The following is a 16,976-nucleotide window of genomic DNA, read 5'->3' on the forward strand; positions in this document are numbered from 1 at the left end:
AATATGATGAAAGTAGAATTATTTGTGCCCTGTTTTGTAGATCAGTTATATCCCGAAACCGCTTTTAATACCTTAAGATTGTTAGAGAAATCCGGTTACGAGGTTAGCTATAATTCAAAACAAACTTGTTGTGGACAACCGGCCTATAATGCAGGTTATTGGGATGAAGCTAAACAGGTAGGTACTAAATTCTTAAACGATTTTTCAGAAAATACTTATATCGTGGCGCCATCGGCATCATGTGTTGGAATGGTAAAAGGTGGTTTTAACGATCTGTTTACCAATACCATTGTGCATAACAAATGCCGGAGTTTACAATCGAATATCTGGGAGCTTTCCGATTTCCTGATTAAAATAGCTAAGAAAGATTATTTCGGTGCCGAACTGGAAGGAAAAGCCGTTTATCACGATTCGTGCAGTGCTTTACGCGAATGTAAAATTAAAGACGAACCCCGTCAGTTACTTTCAAAAGTACATGGTTTGGAAATGATCGAAATGGAAGATACCGATATGTGCTGTGGCTTTGGCGGTACCTTTGCGGTTAAATTCGATGCCATTTCTTCGGCAATGGCCGAGCAAAAGGTAAACCACGCCATGGCGCAAGGTGCCGATTATATCATTTCAACTGATTTATCCTGCCTGCTGCACCTGCAAGGCTATATCGATAAAAACAATCTGCCCATAAAAACCATGCACATTGCCGATGTACTTTGTAATGGCTGGCTGGAAAGTACCGAATACTAATTCCAAACCTATCAGGTTTTAAAAAAAAAACTGATAGGTTTTTTATGTAAAAGCATTTGTAAAAAATAAATTACAAGGGGATTTGTGGCCTTTAATTGACTCGTTTAGTTAATCTTACTGTTTTAATTAACAATTTTTAACAAGCTTTACGTTAAATCTAAAATACCTTTGTTAAACCTTTTAAAGGCTTTAAACTCTAACTAGCAAATTCAAAACAAAATGAAAAAAATATTCATCGCTTTATTGGGTGTTTTATCTATTGCATCGGTTGCAAACGCGCAAAAGAAAAAAACTTCAGGAGCTATACAATTCGAAAACACGATCGATCCTGCAGCCATGGCATCTGCCAATGGTATTCAGCTAACCGATCAGATGAAAGCCAGAATGCCTTCATCAAGCAAAAGCAATTTTGAGTTATTATTTACAGCAACCAATGCGAGCTATATGCCGGTTGAAGAAACCGAGGATAGCAATGGTGCAGGTGGCGGTGGCGGCGGCATGGGCCGGATGATGATGCGTTTTGGTGGTGGTGGCGGTAACCGCGAGTACTACTATACTTTCGCAGATAAAGGTTTAACCGAAGTTTTCGACCTGAACGATACGACTTATTATATGCCAAGCAAGTTAACCCTTGCTAGTTCCGGACCAATTTCATCGTTCAGAATGGGTGGTGGTAATCCAAACGATACTACCAAAGCAAAACCTGCCCCGGCTCCAAAAATTGAAGTGGTTAAAACCGATTCTACCAAACAGATTTTAGGTTTTACCTGCCATCAGGCTATTGTAAGATCGACCAGAGCCATTAAAATTTTAGATATGGATAAAAACGTGGTAGAAGAAACTAAAATCTGGTATACCAACGATTTAGGCTTTAATTTTTCTCCTAATCCAAACATGTGGACCGAAGGTGCGGTTTTAGCTATCGAAGGCAGAGGAAACAGCTCAATTGCTAAAAGCATTGAGTACAGAAACGTAAGTGCGAAAGACGTAACAGCACCTAAAAAAGCAAAACTGATTACTGCCGATGAGTATAAAACTAAAATGGAGAACATGATGAAACGTTTTAGACAAAACAGACCAGGTGGCGGTGCTGGCCAGGTTAGAGTATTTGGTGGAGGCGGTAATTAAGCGCATACAAACAACAAAACATAGCAGCCTGTTCCATTTATGGGGCAGGCTTTTTTTGTATCATTTTTGAAGAGATTAAATGTATTCTTGACATATTATATCATAATGGCTATTATTGGGATCAGATTATAACCTAACCATAGTGATTACAGCAGAAAATAAAGCTAACTTACTGGCTACTAAGCAGCATTTCGAAATTTTAGACGGATTAAGGGGCGTGGCCGCCATTGTGGTGGTTATTTACCACTTTATGGAAATTGCTATTACCGACTATAACAAGAATTTTCTCTCGCACGGCTTTTTGGCTGTCGATTTCTTTTTCTGTTTATCGGGTTTTGTAATTGCATATGCATACGATACCAGGGCAGAACATATCACTTTAATACAGTTCATTAAACTGCGGTTGATTCGTTTACATCCGCTGGTGGTAATTGGTTCTGTACTGGGACTGCTAACCTTCCTATTCGATCCTTATAGCGATTTTTATGCTATTTACGGATTTGGAAAAACACTTTTACTGTTTTTAGCTTCTGCATTTCTGATTCCTTATCCGGCAATGCCCGAGCGTTACACCAATTTATTTTGCCTGAATGCTCCTGCTTGGTCGTTATTTTGGGAATACATAGCCAATATATTTTATATCCTCATCCTCTTCAAGCTCAGCAAACAAATACTAACTGTATTGACTGTAATAGGAGCGGCCTGCATTTGTTATATAGCTGTGATCCATACCAATGTAAGTGGAGGCTGGGGAGGTCAGAACTTCTTTGATGGCGGTGCAAGGGTGCTTTTCTCTTTTATGGCCGGGATGATGGTTTATCGTTTCAACTGGATTATTAAAAATAAGCTGGGTTTTATAGGTGTTAGCATCCTGTTGTTGATTGCCTTCTTATTTCCTTACCGCGATCAGTACAACTGGATTACCGAGCCCATAATTGTAATCCTATATTTTCCATTACTGGTATCGCTTGGTGCAGGAGCTGTGCTAAACCCTGCTTTAAAAAATGTATGTAAACTATCGGGAGAAATATCTTATCCGCTTTACATGACGCATTATCCTTTTGTGTGGATTTACTTAACCTATGTAGCAGTAGTGAAACCAACAGGCATGATGCTTTTTGGTGTTATCCCGGTTTCGGTAATACTTTTAATTGTTCTGGCTTACCTCATTATGCGCTTTGTAGATGCACCTTTGCGTAAATATTTGAAGGATAAGTTTTTGCGTGCTACTTGAATGGTTAACCATATAAGGCATTTTAGTACATAAAGTGTGTAAAATATAGAAACGTTGCTCCGTGTATCCGTGGCGTTTTGCTTCAGAAACACATAGAATTCTCGTTATTGCGAGGAATGAAGCCTGCCTGTTGCAGGCAGGCTTCGTCGGCTGAAAAAGCGTTCTCGCAATGACGACCCCGAAAAATCCGTGTTAATCCGTGCCTCCGTGGCATGATACTTCACTTCAACTAAAACTTGCTTTTTGACCGAAAAATCCCTATATTTGCAGCAAATTAGTATCACATTGTAAGTGATCTTTTAAAACTTTTTTATTAAACTTTAAATCATAGTTGTAGATGATTAACATTACTTTACCTGATGGTTCTGTCCGTCAGTACGAAAAGGGCACTTCTGCCCACCAAATTGCATTGTCAATTTCTGAGGGTTTAGCCCGTAACGTTTTAGCCGCTGAGGTTAATGGTGAAGTTTGGGATTCAACAAGACCGATCGAGTCTGATTCGTCGGTTAAATTGTTAACCTGGAACGACGCAGCCGGTAAATCAACTTTTTGGCATTCATCAGCCCACTTAATGGCCGAAGCTTTAGAAGCCCTTTATCCGGGAACTAAATTTGGTATTGGTCCGGCAATTGAAACAGGCTTTTACTACGATGTAGATTTCGGCGATCAGGAATTTTCTTCTGATGATTTCAAGGCCATCGAAACTAAAATAATTGAACTGGCTAAACAAAAAGAAACTTTTGTACGCGAAAGTGTAAGTAAAGCCGATGCCATCAAATATTTCACCGAGAAAGGTGATGAGTACAAGCTCGATCTAATTGATGGTTTGGAAGATGGAAAAATTACTTTCTATACCCAGGGTCAATTTACCGACTTATGCCGTGGTCCACACATTCCGAATACTGGCTTTGTAAAGGCTGTAAAACTCATGAACGTAGCTGGTGCATATTGGAGAGGTGATGAAACTAAAAAACAGTTAACCCGTATATATGGCGTAACTTTCCCTAAGGCGAGCGAGCTTACCGAATATCTGGCAATGATTGAGGAAGCTAAAAAACGTGATCACCGTAAATTGGGTAAAGAGCTCGAATTATTTGCTTTCTCAGAAAAAGTAGGCATGGGTTTACCATTGTGGTTACCAAAAGGAACTGCTTTGCGCGAGCGTTTGGTTAATTTCTTAACCAAAGCACAGGCTAAAGCAGGTTACGAGCAGGTGGTTACTCCACACATCGGCCATAAAAACCTGTATGTAACTTCTGGTCACTGGGAAAAATATGGTAAAGATTCGTTCCAGCCAATTAAAACTCCGCAGGAAGGAGAGGAGTTCTTCTTAAAACCGATGAACTGCCCGCACCACTGCGAGATTTATAAAACAAAACCACGTTCGTACAAAGATCTTCCGGTTCGTTTTGCAGAGTTTGGTACTGTATACCGTTACGAACAAAGTGGCGAATTACATGGTTTAACCCGTGTTCGTGGCTTTACTCAGGATGACGCGCACTTGTTCTGTATGCCAGAGCAGGTAAAAGACGAGTTTAAAAAAGTAATCGATCTAGTACTTTATGTATTCAAATCGTTAGGTTTCGAAAACTACACCGCACAGGTTTCGTTAAGAGATCCTGAAAATAAAGCGAAGTACATTGGTTCTGATGAAAATTGGAGATTATCGGAAACTGCAATTATTGAAGCTGCTGCCGAAAAAGGCTTAAATACAGTTGTAGAATATGGTGAAGCGGCCTTTTATGGTCCTAAGCTCGATTTTATGGTTAAAGATGCTTTAGGTAGAAAATGGCAGTTGGGTACCATTCAGGTAGATTACAACTTGCCTGAGCGTTTCGAGCTGGAATATACAGGTAGCGATAACCAGAAACACAGACCGGTAATGATCCACCGTGCGCCGTTTGGTTCGTTGGAAAGATTTATTGCAGTTTTGATTGAGCATTGTGCCGGAAACTTCCCGTTATGGCTAAGTCCAGAGCAGTTTATCATTCTTCCTATTTCAGAAAAATATGAAGATTATGCAAAAAAAGTTTTAGATGAACTAAATAATTCCGATATTCGCGGGCTGATTGACTTTCGCGATGAGAAAATCGGTCGTAAAATACGCGACGCGGAGGTTAAAAAGATCCCATATATGCTCATTATCGGCGATAAAGAGATGGCAGAAGGAAAAGTTTCTGTTCGTAAACACGGTGAGGGAGATTTAGGCGAAATGACGTTGGAAGAGTTCAACAATTTATTAAGAAAAGAAATAACAGTTTAAATTAAAATAGTACAAATTTGGCATTAGGAAGACCAGGATTTAACAGGGGACCACGTCCACCTTTTAAGAAAAAAGAAGCAGAGCATAACATTAATCAGTATATAAAATCGCCTGAAGTGCGTTTAGCTGGCGATAATGTTGAACCGGGGATTTATCCTTTGGCGAAAGCTTTGGCACTTGCTGATGAACTGGAATTGGATTTGGTAGAGATTTCTCCAAATGCCGTACCACCGGTTTGTAGGATTATTGATTACAGTAAATTTGTTTACGAGCAAAAGAAAAAGCAGAAAGAAATTAAAGCTAATGCCAAACAAACTGTAATTAAAGAGATCCGTTTTGGTCCTAACACCAACGATCACGATTTCCAGTTTAAATTAAAACATGCAGTAAGCTTTTTAGAGAGCGGTGAGAAAGTTAGAGCTTATGTGCATTTTAAAGGTAGAGCAATTGTGTACAAAGAACAGGGAGAAATTTTATTGTTAAAGTTTGCCCAGGCTTTGGAGGATGTAGGAAAAGTAGAGTTATTACCAAAGTTAGAAGGTAAACGCATGTTCCTTACTGTTGCGCCTAAAGTAGCAAAAAAATAAAAACAATTTTATAAATTAAATAACAGGTTATGCCAAAAATGAAAACCAATTCCAGTGCTAAAAAGCGTTTTTCGCTTACTGGAACAGGTAAAATCAAAAGAAACAAAGCATACAAAAGTCACATCTTAACCAAGATGAGTACTAAACGTAAACGTGCGCTTGGAAATGCAGGAATTGTAACAGATGCAGATTCAGGTAACGTAAAACGTATGCTTTGCATCGGAAAGTAATTCATTAATTTCACCAGGTATCAGGCATTAAAGTTCCTTAGTTGGACGCCGCTTACCAAAAAACAACAACAACATGCCACGTTCGGTAAACGCAGTAGCTTCGAGAAGAAGAAGAAAAAAGATCCTTAATTTAGCCAAAGGTTATTGGGGAGCAAGAAGTAAGGTTTATACTGTTGCTAAAAACACAGTAGAAAAAGGTTTGCAATATGCATACCGTGACCGTAAAGTTAAGAAAAGAGAATTCCGCGGATTGTGGATCCAACGTATCAACGCTGGTGCACGTCAACACGGTATTTCTTACTCTCAATTAATCGGTAAATTAGCTTCAAAAGAAATCGGTTTAAACCGTAAAGTATTGGCTGATTTAGCAATGAATCACCCCGAAGCTTTCAAAGCTGTAATTGATGCAGTAAAATAGAAATTTTCGCTCAGGCGATAATCATATTTAAAAAAGGGAACCAAATTGGCTCCCTTTTTTAATGAACTTAACTCTGATCGTCTGTTTCGGCATCCGGTGCATTCTTCTGAACAGATTCGATACCGTTATCTCTGGCCGAAGTACTTTCGTACATTTCGCTCGAGCCTATAATTTGCCCGTTGGTTGCTTTTAAGCTAAAATAGTGCTTGCCATTGCTCGATGTTTTCTTCTCAAATTTCGAATCATCCTGAGCATTCTTTTTAACGGACTCGATTCCATTTTCACAGCTTGATTTTGCAACATAGCCTTCGCTGGCTAAAATAACCTGACCATTGCCGGCCTTCAGATTAAACTGATACTCGCCGTTAGTCCTTTTAGTAATCACAAATTTTCCCATAGTGCTGATTTTAATTATTTGGTTTAAAATGCTATTTACTTAAAGTTATAAAAGTTTGTAGGCAAAATCAATATCAGTGTAAGAATTAAAAGTATGTTAACGTAGGGGTTAAATGATAGAAAATCGAGATCGTCATTCCCTCGCAAGAGGGAATCTTAATGCATTATGCTTAAGATTCCCATCCAATAGCTGTAGGATGAGCACAACAGAATGAAATTTTTAAATAGATTTCTCGACTCCGCTGCACTTTGCTCGAAATGACGAGACTGGAGTGACTGTTGCTGATATTGATTTTTATCCAATAATTAAGCCTACCATTGACAGACCCGATAGAAGAATCTGAAGCGCAGCGAAATGGAGAGATCTTTAAATAGATTTCTCTGCTACGTTATACTTCGCTCGAAATGACGATACTTTTTATTAGTATAATCCCAGTTCTGCTAAGCTGGCAAATTGTAAGCCATCCTGTGCCGAATTGGCTATAATTTTAAAATACTGAAAGGTTTTGGCGCTTCCAAAATCAAAATACTGTGGCCCATTTGCATTTTGTGCCACATAATTGTTTACCGAAGTAAAGTTTACGCCATCTGTACTGGTTAACAGTTCGAAATTCTTAATTGCCCTTTGCAAACCGCTTCTTTGTGTTAAACTTAAACCCGTAGCAGTTTTCGAAGCACCCAAATTAATTACCAGATTATGCGGATAGGTAGTTGCAGAGCTCGACCAGCGTGAGTGCCAGTAAGTACTTGCGTTTCCATCAATTAATCTGATTGCCCTGCCATTTGTAGCACCTTCGCCACTGGTTTCTTCCGAGCTAAAAGAAGCAATACTCCAGCCTGTTTTACTTAACTCGTTTTTAGTTGAAAAGGTTAGCACCGGCAAACCTCCCGAAAAAGTATAGGAATAAATCTGTTCGGTTACCGTACCGTTATCATGTACCAGTTTCACTTTCAGTTCGTAAGGAATTCCATCTGCTTTTTCCTGTAAATCGGCAATTGGCATTACTACCCTGAAGCTGTCGGTACCAATCTTTTTCGACTCCCAGGTGATGGCATTGTAATCTTTGTTTACACCAGTACCTTCATTACCTACGTTTGGATCGTTGTAATACAGTATACTGGTTACATTACCTGTTGAAGTAAACTTACCCGATACCACGATTGATGCAAGACCGCTATCATAGCCGGCATAGATTTTAGGAATGTTGGTTGTAACCGAACCATAATAGGTGTTGGAGTTATTGTTGAAAACCTGGTTAGCGTTCAAAATAGCAGCATCAGCAGCAGTTAAGAAGGTAGGGCTTTTACCCAGTGTTCCGTTACCGGCCCACATTAACGCCATACCTAGTGTAGAGTTTTCAGAAACTTTTTGTCTGTTGTGTGGTAAATTTAAACCATGGCCTAGCTCGTGTACCATACCACCAAACCAAACACTGAAACGGTTACCTACTGCTGTGCTTAAACCAAGGTTGGCAATATCCATTTCTTCGTAATCAAGCGCATAGCACCATTTACCCGTACCGTAAAAAGGGCCACCACTTGGCGTACCATTTGAGCCAATAGAGTACCTTGGTATAATAATTAAGGTATGGTCGCTGGTTTTATCAGCAGGGTGAGCAGCAAAATAAGCGTTTATTTCGCTGGCTACAGCACCCGAACCACCTGAATAAGGATAACTGCTTTTTGGTAAGCTTCCTCTTATGGTTAAGATTTTTACACCACCTGAGCCATCATCGGCCAAACCAAAGGTTTTGTTGCCATAACCATTCCGGTTCATTTCCTGTTTGTACCAGTCCTGGGTCCACAATAAAAGATCACTTAACCTCTTACGGTAACCGGCTAAGGTATCCAGATCGTTAGGCACAAAGTACACTACATTTACATTACGCGTTTGCGTAATAATGTTCGCTGTAGCCATTTTATGACTTAGCGTAGGCGTTTTTTCCTCAGGTTGTAGGGTTTGTTCCTTTTTACAAGATAGGGTAAACAGACAGGCGGAGACAAGGCCTGCAAAAAGTAGACTGTTTTTTTTCATTAGATAATTTTTAGGTTAGGAATTTGATAATATGCAATTGGTTAATAATGCCTTCTTTAACGTGCCGACCTCAGCCACATGTTCTGATTTTCATAAAATATGAAGATCACATCATCAATATGTGCCAAACCTGGCCACTATTCCTCTACTTTTAGTTAAAAATGGAGCGTAATAAGTTAGTTTCCTTTTGTTTTGTAATCCTTAAGTTACACACAGTAAGTATACTTCGTTAAAATAAATCAGCGCAAACGTTTGTGTTATAATTGTCGGAAATACATTTAATAGTTAATCCTGAAAAACATAACCCCCGGTTTTTATAACTTTTATTTCGGATGACAAAAAATGTGCTGATTATAACACGCAAACGTTTGATTGCTCTGTCAGGTTAAGCCGTAAGAACTTGTGTTTTTGCCGTTATTTCCGGGATGTATTATTTATTAGGCTTTTAAGCTTTGTTTTTGTTGCAGAAGTGCTTAAGTAAAAATAGTTTCATATTTTATTGCAAAAAGCTGAAACCATAGCCACTTAAAATCTGGTCAAGAGGAGGGCAGGCAGGTAAAAATACCATCAAATAATTGACGGTAGTACTAAGCCATAACACAGGAAAGTATGGTGGTTTTAGCCCAAACTATTGGTAAATTTCATCCTGATTCCGCTTTGAAAGTTGAGGATTATTTTGAAGATTTCAACAAGGGTTACCTTTTCAATTTTGGTCAGTGTATCGATTTCAATAAAGTTATTTGGCGCCGACTGGTGGTTAATGATTAAATTGGCCTGGTGTTTCAGCCTTAAACCCATCAAATAATAATAGGATTGCGAAAGTTCGTTAAACTGCTCTTCTGTAAATATACCAAGTTCTTTTAAAGTTTTTAAACGTTCTCCGGTATTTTCTTTCTGAAAAATCCTGTTCTGCAAGGCATAAACCCTGGCCAGATCAACAATGGGTGTCATGGCGGTTTTTATATCGAAAACCTCTTTCTTATGTATTTTCTGCGTGCGGATGTTTCTGAAATAGGTGAGTGGTGGTTCGTACAGCAAAGCATTTTTAGCCAAATAGACATAAAATTTTTCTATCGGTTTCTGCAGTTCTTCATCCACAAAAGACCTTAAACTTTCCATGATACTTAAATCGCCATAAATTGCCCTGCAATCGAAAAAAGCTGCAAACTTTACCGCTGCTTCGGGTAAAGCTTCTTCGATCCAGTTTTTGTAATTGTATTTCCAGTGCGATAAAGAATGCGTCCAGTTCGGATTGGTAGCCATGTAATCGCCATCACAATACACAAAACCTACGTAGTTCAGGTTATCTGAAACCTGCGTAGCCAGATCGAGAAAATAGGAGCGTACGGCAGCACGTTTATCTTCAGGGGTATCCTCATAAATAATGGCATTGTCCTGATCGGTTTTAAGGCTCAGCTCTTTACGGCCTTCGCTGCCCAAAACCATAAAAACAAATTTTGCAGGCGGTGGCCCGAGTTTGGCAATTACATCTTCAATAATTTTGAACGAAATGGTATCGGCAATGGTAGTAACTACCTCGTTTACAATTTTAGCATGAACTCCTCTGTTTAATAATTGAGCAACAATATGCGGCACTTTTTGCCACTTCAGCTTCAGGTCGCTAGTGTTTACCGCCGATTTTACCGACTGAATAAAAACCAAAGGAGATTCTGCCTGCTCGCTCAACAGCCTGTTCCGGCTCAAAAAACCAACATAATTGCCGTTATCATTTACCAGCAAATAGCGCGATTTTTTACTGAACATCATCAAAATAGCCTCGTAAACATAAGCATCGGGCGTTATGGTTACAATATTCCTGTCCATAACCGTTTCAATAGCTAAGCCTGCATTTAACTGTTTGGCAATAACTTCATCTCTTAAAGTAATATCGGTTACAAAGCCCACATAACCTTGTGCTTCATCTTTAACAAATAGGCAGCTGGTTTTCTGTTCGGCCATTTTAATTGCCGCTTCAAAAATTGGAGTGGCAGGATCGCAACTCACTATTTTCTTGAAAGTGATATCTCCGATGCGGGCTGTATAAATGCGGTCGGCTAATTTATCTTCCATTAAAAATTCCTTTTAAAATTTTTTTGAATGAAAATGCTTTTGCTTTCTTCTTTTCGCGATTAAAGCTATGTTGCTGACTATAAACAGCTGATAAGCTGATTTTTTTACTTTCTATAAGGTGGAAGAATATTTTAGCGGCACTCAATGCATCAGACAACGCGTTATGCATATTCTCTGGTACCTCATTAAATAATATGGTATAAAATTTATCGAGTTTTAGGTGACTGATTACAGAATCGGTAATATATAAAGCACTCGTTTTCATGGTACAGAAAAAGGACAGGTCTTTAAAAACATCTTCTTTGCCTATTCTAAACAGCTCAACATTCACCATGTGGTAATCGAGTTCGATAAAATGGCCTACAACCAAAGGTTTATACTTTTTAATATCGGCATAAAACCTGAGCATAATTTTTTCTTTATCTTCTCCATGCACCCGTAAATATTCGGGGCTTATGTTGTGTATTTTTTGCGCTGCCTTATCTATAACAATATCTGTATTGCTCAGGTAATGGTTTTCGCGTTTCACTTCCTGATAATTAGCATCATAAACTATCCAGGCGATCTGCACAATATGCGGCCAGTTATTTTCTTTGGCATAAGGTGCCGACCAATTTTTAGGCAGCCCGGATGTTTCGGTATCCACTACGAGGAAGTACGCTTGCAAAATGCTTGGTTAGGTTTACAGTTAAAGACTGATGTTCACCAAAGATAATTAATAACGGTCATAAATGATAACAATTTTAGGATATAGCCACACTAAATAATATTTTTAAATTGTTAATATATTATTTGATAAAGTAAAAGATTTGAACTTATTTGCCTTAAAAATTACTTGAAATTATGCTCTCACGATTATTTTGCGTTATCGCATGTATTATGTGTTTGGGTTCTGCTTTTGCCCAAAAGAAGCTTGCTGAAAATATGCACTTCAAAAAGCTGCCTAATGGCCTGGAGGTATTGGTTGTTGTAGACCGTACTGTACCACTGGTTACCATCGAAATGGCTTGTAGAAATGGTTCGTTTACCGAAACCGACGAGTTTAACGGACTGAGCCATTTATATGAGCACCTGTTCTTTAAGGCGAACAAAGATTATCCTGATTTTGAAAGCCTTAATGGCAGGATGAACGATTTGGATATCAACTCAAACGCTACTACCAGAGAAGAAGTAGTGAATTACTTTTTTACGCTTCCGGCTGCGAATTTAAAGGCTGGCTTAAGCCTGATGAATTCTTCTATCCGTTATCCGAAGTTTATAAAGGAAGATATGGCACTCGAAAATGAAGTCGTAAATGCCGAGTTCACCCGTCACGAATCGAGTCCGATTTTTGCTTTAATGGAAGCCAACTCGCGCCACATGTGGGGTACAAATTATTCGCGGAAAAACGTAATCGGCAGTCATGAGGTAATTTTATCGGCCACTCCTTCAAAAATGGATTCGATTAAAAACAAATATTACTGGCCTAACAATTCGGTGCTGGTTATTGCCGGCGATGTAAAAGTTGATGATGCCTTTAGCTATGTTGATTATATTTTTAGTGGCTGGAAACCCTCGAAAGTAGATCCTTTTGTGAAATGGCCTATTCCCGAATTTCAACCGCTTACTAAAAACGATTATTATCTGGTAGAATCGAATAAAAGCCCTGTGCCATATATGTTGTTTAGCTGGCATGGCCCCGATACGCGTAACGATATCCCGGCAACTTATGCTGCAGATGTGTTTTCGTTTATTGTTAACCAGAACGGTTCGAAAATGAAACAGGCTTTAATTAACTCGGGACTGGCTCAGGAAGCGGATGTAAATTACTATACGCAGAAATATACCGGCCCTATCAGTTTAATGGTGAGCCCAAATCCGGCCAAGGTGAAAGAATGTTATGATGAAGTGTTAAAGCAGATTTCGCTTTGGGCCAATGAAGATTATTTGTCTGATTTGCAGATCGAGCGGGCTAAAAGATTATTATCAATCGAACAAGTTGAAAGGAGAGAAGTAACCTCTGATTACGCGCATTTACTTTCCTTCTGGTGGGCATCGGCTTCAATAGATTATTATACCCATTACGAAGAAGAGGTAAACAAGGTAACCAGAAAGGATTTACTGGATTATGTACATAAATACATTAAAGATAAGCCTTACTGTGCTGGTTTAATGATGGACAATGCGAGTGTGAAAACGGTAAAACCCGAAACATTTTTTAAATCGACAAATTAAGCTGATCTCATGAAAAGAATTATATTTTTTATTGCCTTTGTGGCATTATTCCAATATAGCCACGCCCAAACTAAAGCCATTTCATTTGATGTTAATGGCTTGAAAGTAATTTTAAAACCAACTGAAAAAGAAACGGTTAGCATTAGCATGTTTTTTAAGGGTGGTGTAATGAATTATACTGCCGAACAAGCAGGAATAGAAAACCTGGCTTTAGCATCAGCGGCTACTTGCGGCACCAAAAATTATAGTGTAGTCGATTATCAGGAGCTGGCAGATGAATACGGAATCGCTATTTCAGGTTCTTCTACAACAGATTATGGAACCATTAGTATGAACTGTATTTCCAAATATCTCGATCAGGGATGGAAGCTGTTTTCGGATGCTGTGGTGAATCCTGCTTTTGATAAAACTGAATTTCAGACTACTAAAGAACGGATGATCTCGGCTATTTACCACAGCCAGTCTGATCCCGAAACCAGAGTTGAACAAATGAGCATGGAGAGCATGTTTAAAGATTCGCCATATAGTATTAACCCATTGGGCAGCAGTAAAACAGTAGGTGGATTTACCGCCGAAATGGTAAGTAACTACTACCATAACGAGTTGTTAAACAAAAATAAAATGTTCCTCGTTGTTGCAGGTAAGATTACCAAAGAAGCTTTGGAACAAAAAATACAGGCATCTTTTAAGGAGCTTAAAGGGAAACCTTACACTCCTCCGGTTTACGATCGTAAAATGCTAACCGGAGAACGTTTGGTAGTTGAACAAAGGGATATTGCCACCAATTACATGAGTTGCATTATGAATGCACCCACCATGAACAGTCCCGACTATCATGCCTTTGTATTGATTATTAATGCATTAAGCGGAAGTATGAATTATGAGTTGAGGACACGTTTAGGTTTATCATACGCGCCGGGTGCTACCATTAAGACACAGCAGATTCCGTATAGTTCTATGTTTGTAAGCACTACACAACCGAAGAAAGCTTTTCAGGCTATGGTAACAGTATATAACAACATTAAAGAGGGAAAATACAGTCAGCGCTACCTCGATGCTTTGAAAAAAGACCATCGCGATGGTTATTACAGGCATCAGGAAAGTGCAAGCTCTATTGTAGAAGATTTGGGAGAGGCTGAAGTACTGGGAAGTTACACGCTGGTAGAAGATATGGTGCCCAACTTTAACAAAGTAACCTTAGCTGATATGAAAGATTCTTTTACAAAATACCTGAAAGGTGCAATTTGGGTTTATCTGGGCGATGAACAGGTAGGGAAGGCTGCATTTCAATAATGAGCTTATTTTGAAGAGGATCGTCTTTTAGTGTGTAGTGGAGAAATCTGATTAAAGATCTCTCCACTACGCTTTGCTTCGGTCGAGATGACGATTGGCTTACTTGTGCATGAGCAGATAAACCACTGCCGCTAAAGTTGAGCCAACTATAGGACCAACTATCGGCACCCAGGCGTAATCCCAACCGCTGCTGCCTTTACCTTTCATTGGAATCAATGCATGGATAATCCTTGGGCCTAAATCCCTGGCCGGGTTAATGGCATACCCTGTGGTACCACCTAAAGCCAAACCGATTACCCAAACCAAAAATGCAACGGGTATAGCACCAAGCGAACCTAAGCCAATTGGCGTAGTGTTTTCTTTAGTGCCCATACTGGCATCTGTGAAGTAGAAAATCACAAATATTAGCACAAACGTGCCGATAATTTCTGAAACCAGATTGGAAGCATTATTTCTGATAGCCGGAGCAGTGGCAAAAGGAGCAGCTTTTAACCCTTGATCTTCGGTAGCATCGAAATGGTCTTTGTACATTACCCATACCAGAAATGAACCTGTCATTGCGCCAGCCAGTTGTGATAGGATATAAAAAGGTACTAAAGACCAGCTAAAACCTTTGCCAATGGCTAAGCCCAAAGTAACGATCGGGTTTAAGTGTGCGCCACTGTATGGTCCGGCTACTACTACGCCAACAAATACGGCGAGCGCCCAGGCGGTGGTAATGGAAATCCAGCCACCATTGTTTCCTTTTGTACCTTTAAGTACAACATTGGCTACCACGCCATTACCCAAAAGGATCATGAGTGCGGTGCCAATAAATTCTGCGAGATATATGTTCATACGTTAAATTCTTAAGCGAATATCTTATTTTTAATCTTCTGCGTTTACCCTGGCTGCTTTTACAGCCCTGTTCCAGCCTTTTATTCTGGCAGTATTGTCTACACCTTCCTCAGCTACAAAAGTGGTATCTATTTTCCACTGCGATCTGATTTGGTCGATATTTTCCCAGAAACCGGTAGCTAAACCGGCCAGATAAGCTGCGCCAATGGCTGTAACCTCGGTTACTTTTGGTCTGATCACTTTACAATTCAACAAGTCGGCCTGGAACTGCATTAAAAGGTTATTGGCCGTAGCGCCACCATCTACACGGAGTTCGGCAATGTTTACACCAGCATCGGCTTCCATTGCTTTTAAAACATCCATGGTTTGGTAGGCAATGCTTTCAAGTGCAGCGCGCGCAATATGCGATTTATTGGTGCCGCGGGTTAAGCCAGTAATGGTTCCGCGTGCATGTTGATCCCAGTGTGGTGCCCCTAAGCCAGCAAAGGCCGGCACTACGTACACACCATCGGTATCTTTTACTTTTTTAGCTAAAGTTTCTACATCAGCCGATTTGGAAATTAAACCCATTTCGTCGCGAAGCCATTGTACTACTGCGCCGCCGATAAAAATACTGCCCTCTAAAGCGTATTGCACCTCGCCGTTAATCTGCCAGGCAATGGTAGTTAGTAAATTATTTTCCGAAATTTTAGGTGTTGTTCCAATATTCATCAACATAAAACAGCCGGTGCCGTACGTGTTTTTTACCATCCCCACTTCGGTACACATCTGGCCAAATAAAGCCGATTGCTGATCGCCGGCAATACCTGCAATAGGTATTTTAGCCGCCAAAATCTTTCCTGCTGTTTCGCCATATACCTCGCTCGATGATTTAACGGTTGGCAACATCTGTTTAGGAATACCAAATAGTTCTAGCAATTCATCATCCCAGCTTAAGGTGTGAATGTTGTAAATCATGGTACGCGAGGCGTTCGTTACATCGGTAACGTGTTTTTCGCCTGCGGTTAATTTCCAGATCAGCCAGCTGTCAATGGTTCCGAAAGCAAGCTTGCCTGCTTCGGCTTTTTCTCTGGCGCCTGCTACATTTTCGAGGATCCACCTTACTTTGGTGGCCGAAAAATAAGCATCTATAATCAGTCCGGTTTTTCCCTGTATCCTCCCCGAAAGGCCCTGAGCCTTGATTTCATCACAATAAGCAGAAGTGCGCCGGTCTTGCCATACAATAGCATTATGTACAGGCATACCGGTCTCTTTATCCCAAACCACTGTTGTCTCACGCTGATTTGTAATCCCAATCGAGTCGATATCACTCACGGTTAAACCGGCTTTAACAATAACCTCGGTTACAACAGCTAGTTGTGTAGACCATATTTCCATCGGATCGTGCTCTACCCAGCCTGCCTTGGGATAAATTTGGGTAAATTCGCGCTGTGCAATGGCTATAATGTCGCCATTGTGATCAAAAATAATTGCTCTCGAACTTGTGGTTCCCTGATCGAGAGACAGGATGTACTTGCTCATAATTAA

15 protein-coding genes are annotated in these 16,976 nt (G+C 39.8%); 9 read left to right on the top strand and 6 right to left on the bottom strand.

Features of this window, described 5'->3' with window-relative positions; all coding sequences use genetic code 11:
- The first annotated feature begins 6 nt into the window (after positions 1 to 6).
- From G7074_RS22455 to rplT, 7 genes are all read left to right on the top strand, one after another.
- A complete protein-coding gene (locus G7074_RS22455) occupies positions 7 to 744 on the top strand; it encodes a (Fe-S)-binding protein (protein ID WP_124560440.1) in 738 nt (245 codons plus the stop codon).
- A 219-nt stretch (positions 745 to 963) separates the two neighbouring features.
- The gene (locus tag G7074_RS22460) at positions 964 to 1,872 is read left to right on the top strand and encodes a hypothetical protein (protein WP_124560307.1); all 909 of its coding nucleotides are present in this window, start codon (positions 964 to 966) and stop codon (positions 1,870 to 1,872) included.
- 142 nt (positions 1,873 to 2,014) lie between these two features.
- Positions 2,015 to 3,106: an acyltransferase gene (locus tag G7074_RS22465; protein WP_124560306.1), complete on the top strand. Its 1,092-nt coding sequence runs from the start codon at positions 2,015 to 2,017 to the stop codon at positions 3,104 to 3,106.
- Between the two features lie 337 nt (positions 3,107 to 3,443).
- Positions 3,444 to 5,369, top strand: a complete 1,926-nt coding sequence (gene thrS, locus G7074_RS22470) for a threonine--tRNA ligase (RefSeq protein WP_124560305.1) — start codon at positions 3,444 to 3,446, stop codon at positions 5,367 to 5,369.
- A gap of 17 nt (positions 5,370 to 5,386) precedes the next feature.
- Positions 5,387 to 5,956: a translation initiation factor IF-3 gene (gene infC, locus G7074_RS22475; RefSeq protein WP_124560304.1), complete on the top strand. Its 570-nt coding sequence runs from the start codon at positions 5,387 to 5,389 to the stop codon at positions 5,954 to 5,956.
- 29 nt (positions 5,957 to 5,985) lie between these two features.
- On the top strand, positions 5,986 to 6,186 hold the full coding sequence (rpmI, locus tag G7074_RS22480; protein ID WP_010600880.1) for a 50S ribosomal protein L35: 201 nt from the start codon (positions 5,986 to 5,988) through the stop codon (positions 6,184 to 6,186).
- Positions 6,187 to 6,259: 73 nt separating this feature from the next.
- Positions 6,260 to 6,604 (top strand): 50S ribosomal protein L20, encoded by a 345-nt coding sequence (gene rplT, locus G7074_RS22485; protein ID WP_025144714.1) that lies wholly within the window; start codon positions 6,260 to 6,262, stop codon positions 6,602 to 6,604.
- Between the two features lie 67 nt (positions 6,605 to 6,671).
- On the opposite strand, the gene G7074_RS22490 is transcribed toward rplT, so the two are convergent.
- The 4 genes from G7074_RS22490 to G7074_RS22505 form a co-directional block, all read right to left on the bottom strand.
- Positions 6,672 to 7,001: a YegP family protein gene (locus G7074_RS22490; protein ID WP_124560303.1), complete on the bottom strand. Its 330-nt coding sequence runs from the start codon at positions 6,999 to 7,001 to the stop codon at positions 6,672 to 6,674.
- Between the two features lie 420 nt (positions 7,002 to 7,421).
- Positions 7,422 to 9,035 carry a discoidin domain-containing protein gene (locus G7074_RS22495; RefSeq protein WP_166211471.1) on the bottom strand — a complete coding sequence of 538 codons (1,614 nt, stop codon included), beginning with the start codon at positions 9,033 to 9,035 and terminating at the stop codon, positions 7,422 to 7,424.
- Positions 9,036 to 9,653: 618 nt separating this feature from the next.
- Positions 9,654 to 11,105: a DUF294 nucleotidyltransferase-like domain-containing protein gene (locus G7074_RS22500; RefSeq protein ID WP_124560301.1), complete on the bottom strand. Its 1,452-nt coding sequence runs from the start codon at positions 11,103 to 11,105 to the stop codon at positions 9,654 to 9,656.
- Positions 11,095 to 11,772: a 3'-5' exonuclease gene (locus G7074_RS22505; RefSeq protein WP_158674049.1), complete on the bottom strand. Its 678-nt coding sequence runs from the start codon at positions 11,770 to 11,772 to the stop codon at positions 11,095 to 11,097. Before G7074_RS22505 ends, G7074_RS22500 begins: the two co-directional genes overlap by 11 nt.
- 176 nt (positions 11,773 to 11,948) lie before the next feature.
- On the opposite strand from G7074_RS22505, the gene G7074_RS22510 reads away from it, so the two are divergent.
- Positions 11,949 to 13,319: a pitrilysin family protein gene (locus G7074_RS22510; protein WP_240916384.1), complete on the top strand. Its 1,371-nt coding sequence runs from the start codon at positions 11,949 to 11,951 to the stop codon at positions 13,317 to 13,319.
- 9 nt (positions 13,320 to 13,328) lie between these two features.
- On the top strand, positions 13,329 to 14,612 hold the full coding sequence (locus G7074_RS22515; protein ID WP_124560298.1) for a pitrilysin family protein: 1,284 nt from the start codon (positions 13,329 to 13,331) through the stop codon (positions 14,610 to 14,612).
- A 99-nt stretch (positions 14,613 to 14,711) separates the two neighbouring features.
- Here the strand turns inward: G7074_RS22515 and G7074_RS22520 are convergent, their stop codons facing one another.
- Together G7074_RS22520 and glpK are read right to left on the bottom strand one after the other, a co-directional pair.
- On the bottom strand, positions 14,712 to 15,449 hold the full coding sequence (locus G7074_RS22520) for an MIP/aquaporin family protein (protein ID WP_124560297.1): 738 nt from the start codon (positions 15,447 to 15,449) through the stop codon (positions 14,712 to 14,714).
- A 30-nt stretch (positions 15,450 to 15,479) separates the two neighbouring features.
- Entirely contained in the window at positions 15,480 to 16,970 is a 1,491-nt protein-coding gene (glpK, locus tag G7074_RS22525) for a glycerol kinase GlpK (RefSeq protein WP_124560296.1), read from the bottom strand.
- Positions 16,971 to 16,976 lie beyond the last annotated feature (6 nt).

Source organism: Pedobacter sp. HDW13 (genome assembly GCF_011303555.1).
Taxonomy (GTDB): Bacteria; Bacteroidota; Bacteroidia; order Sphingobacteriales; family Sphingobacteriaceae; genus Pedobacter.

Coding starts and splice junctions, on each gene's coding strand:
- G7074_RS22455 (WP_124560440.1), top strand. CDS start 7: ATGAAAGTAGAATTATTTGTGCCCTGTTTTGTAGATCAGTTATATCCC.
- G7074_RS22460 (WP_124560307.1), top strand. CDS start 964: ATGAAAAAAATATTCATCGCTTTATTGGGTGTTTTATCTATTGCATCG.
- thrS (WP_124560305.1), top strand. CDS start 3,444: ATGATTAACATTACTTTACCTGATGGTTCTGTCCGTCAGTACGAAAAG.
- rpmI (WP_010600880.1), top strand. CDS start 5,986: ATGCCAAAAATGAAAACCAATTCCAGTGCTAAAAAGCGTTTTTCGCTT.
- rplT (WP_025144714.1), top strand. CDS start 6,260: ATGCCACGTTCGGTAAACGCAGTAGCTTCGAGAAGAAGAAGAAAAAAG.
- G7074_RS22490 (WP_124560303.1), bottom strand. CDS start 7,001: ATGGGAAAATTTGTGATTACTAAAAGGACTAACGGCGAGTATCAGTTT.
- G7074_RS22495 (WP_166211471.1), bottom strand. CDS start 9,035: ATGAAAAAAAACAGTCTACTTTTTGCAGGCCTTGTCTCCGCCTGTCTG.
- G7074_RS22500 (WP_124560301.1), bottom strand. CDS start 11,105: ATGGAAGATAAATTAGCCGACCGCATTTATACAGCCCGCATCGGAGAT.
- G7074_RS22510 (WP_240916384.1), top strand. CDS start 11,949: ATGCTCTCACGATTATTTTGCGTTATCGCATGTATTATGTGTTTGGGT.
- G7074_RS22515 (WP_124560298.1), top strand. CDS start 13,329: ATGAAAAGAATTATATTTTTTATTGCCTTTGTGGCATTATTCCAATAT.
- G7074_RS22520 (WP_124560297.1), bottom strand. CDS start 15,449: ATGAACATATATCTCGCAGAATTTATTGGCACCGCACTCATGATCCTT.
- glpK (WP_124560296.1), bottom strand. CDS start 16,970: ATGAGCAAGTACATCCTGTCTCTCGATCAGGGAACCACAAGTTCGAGA.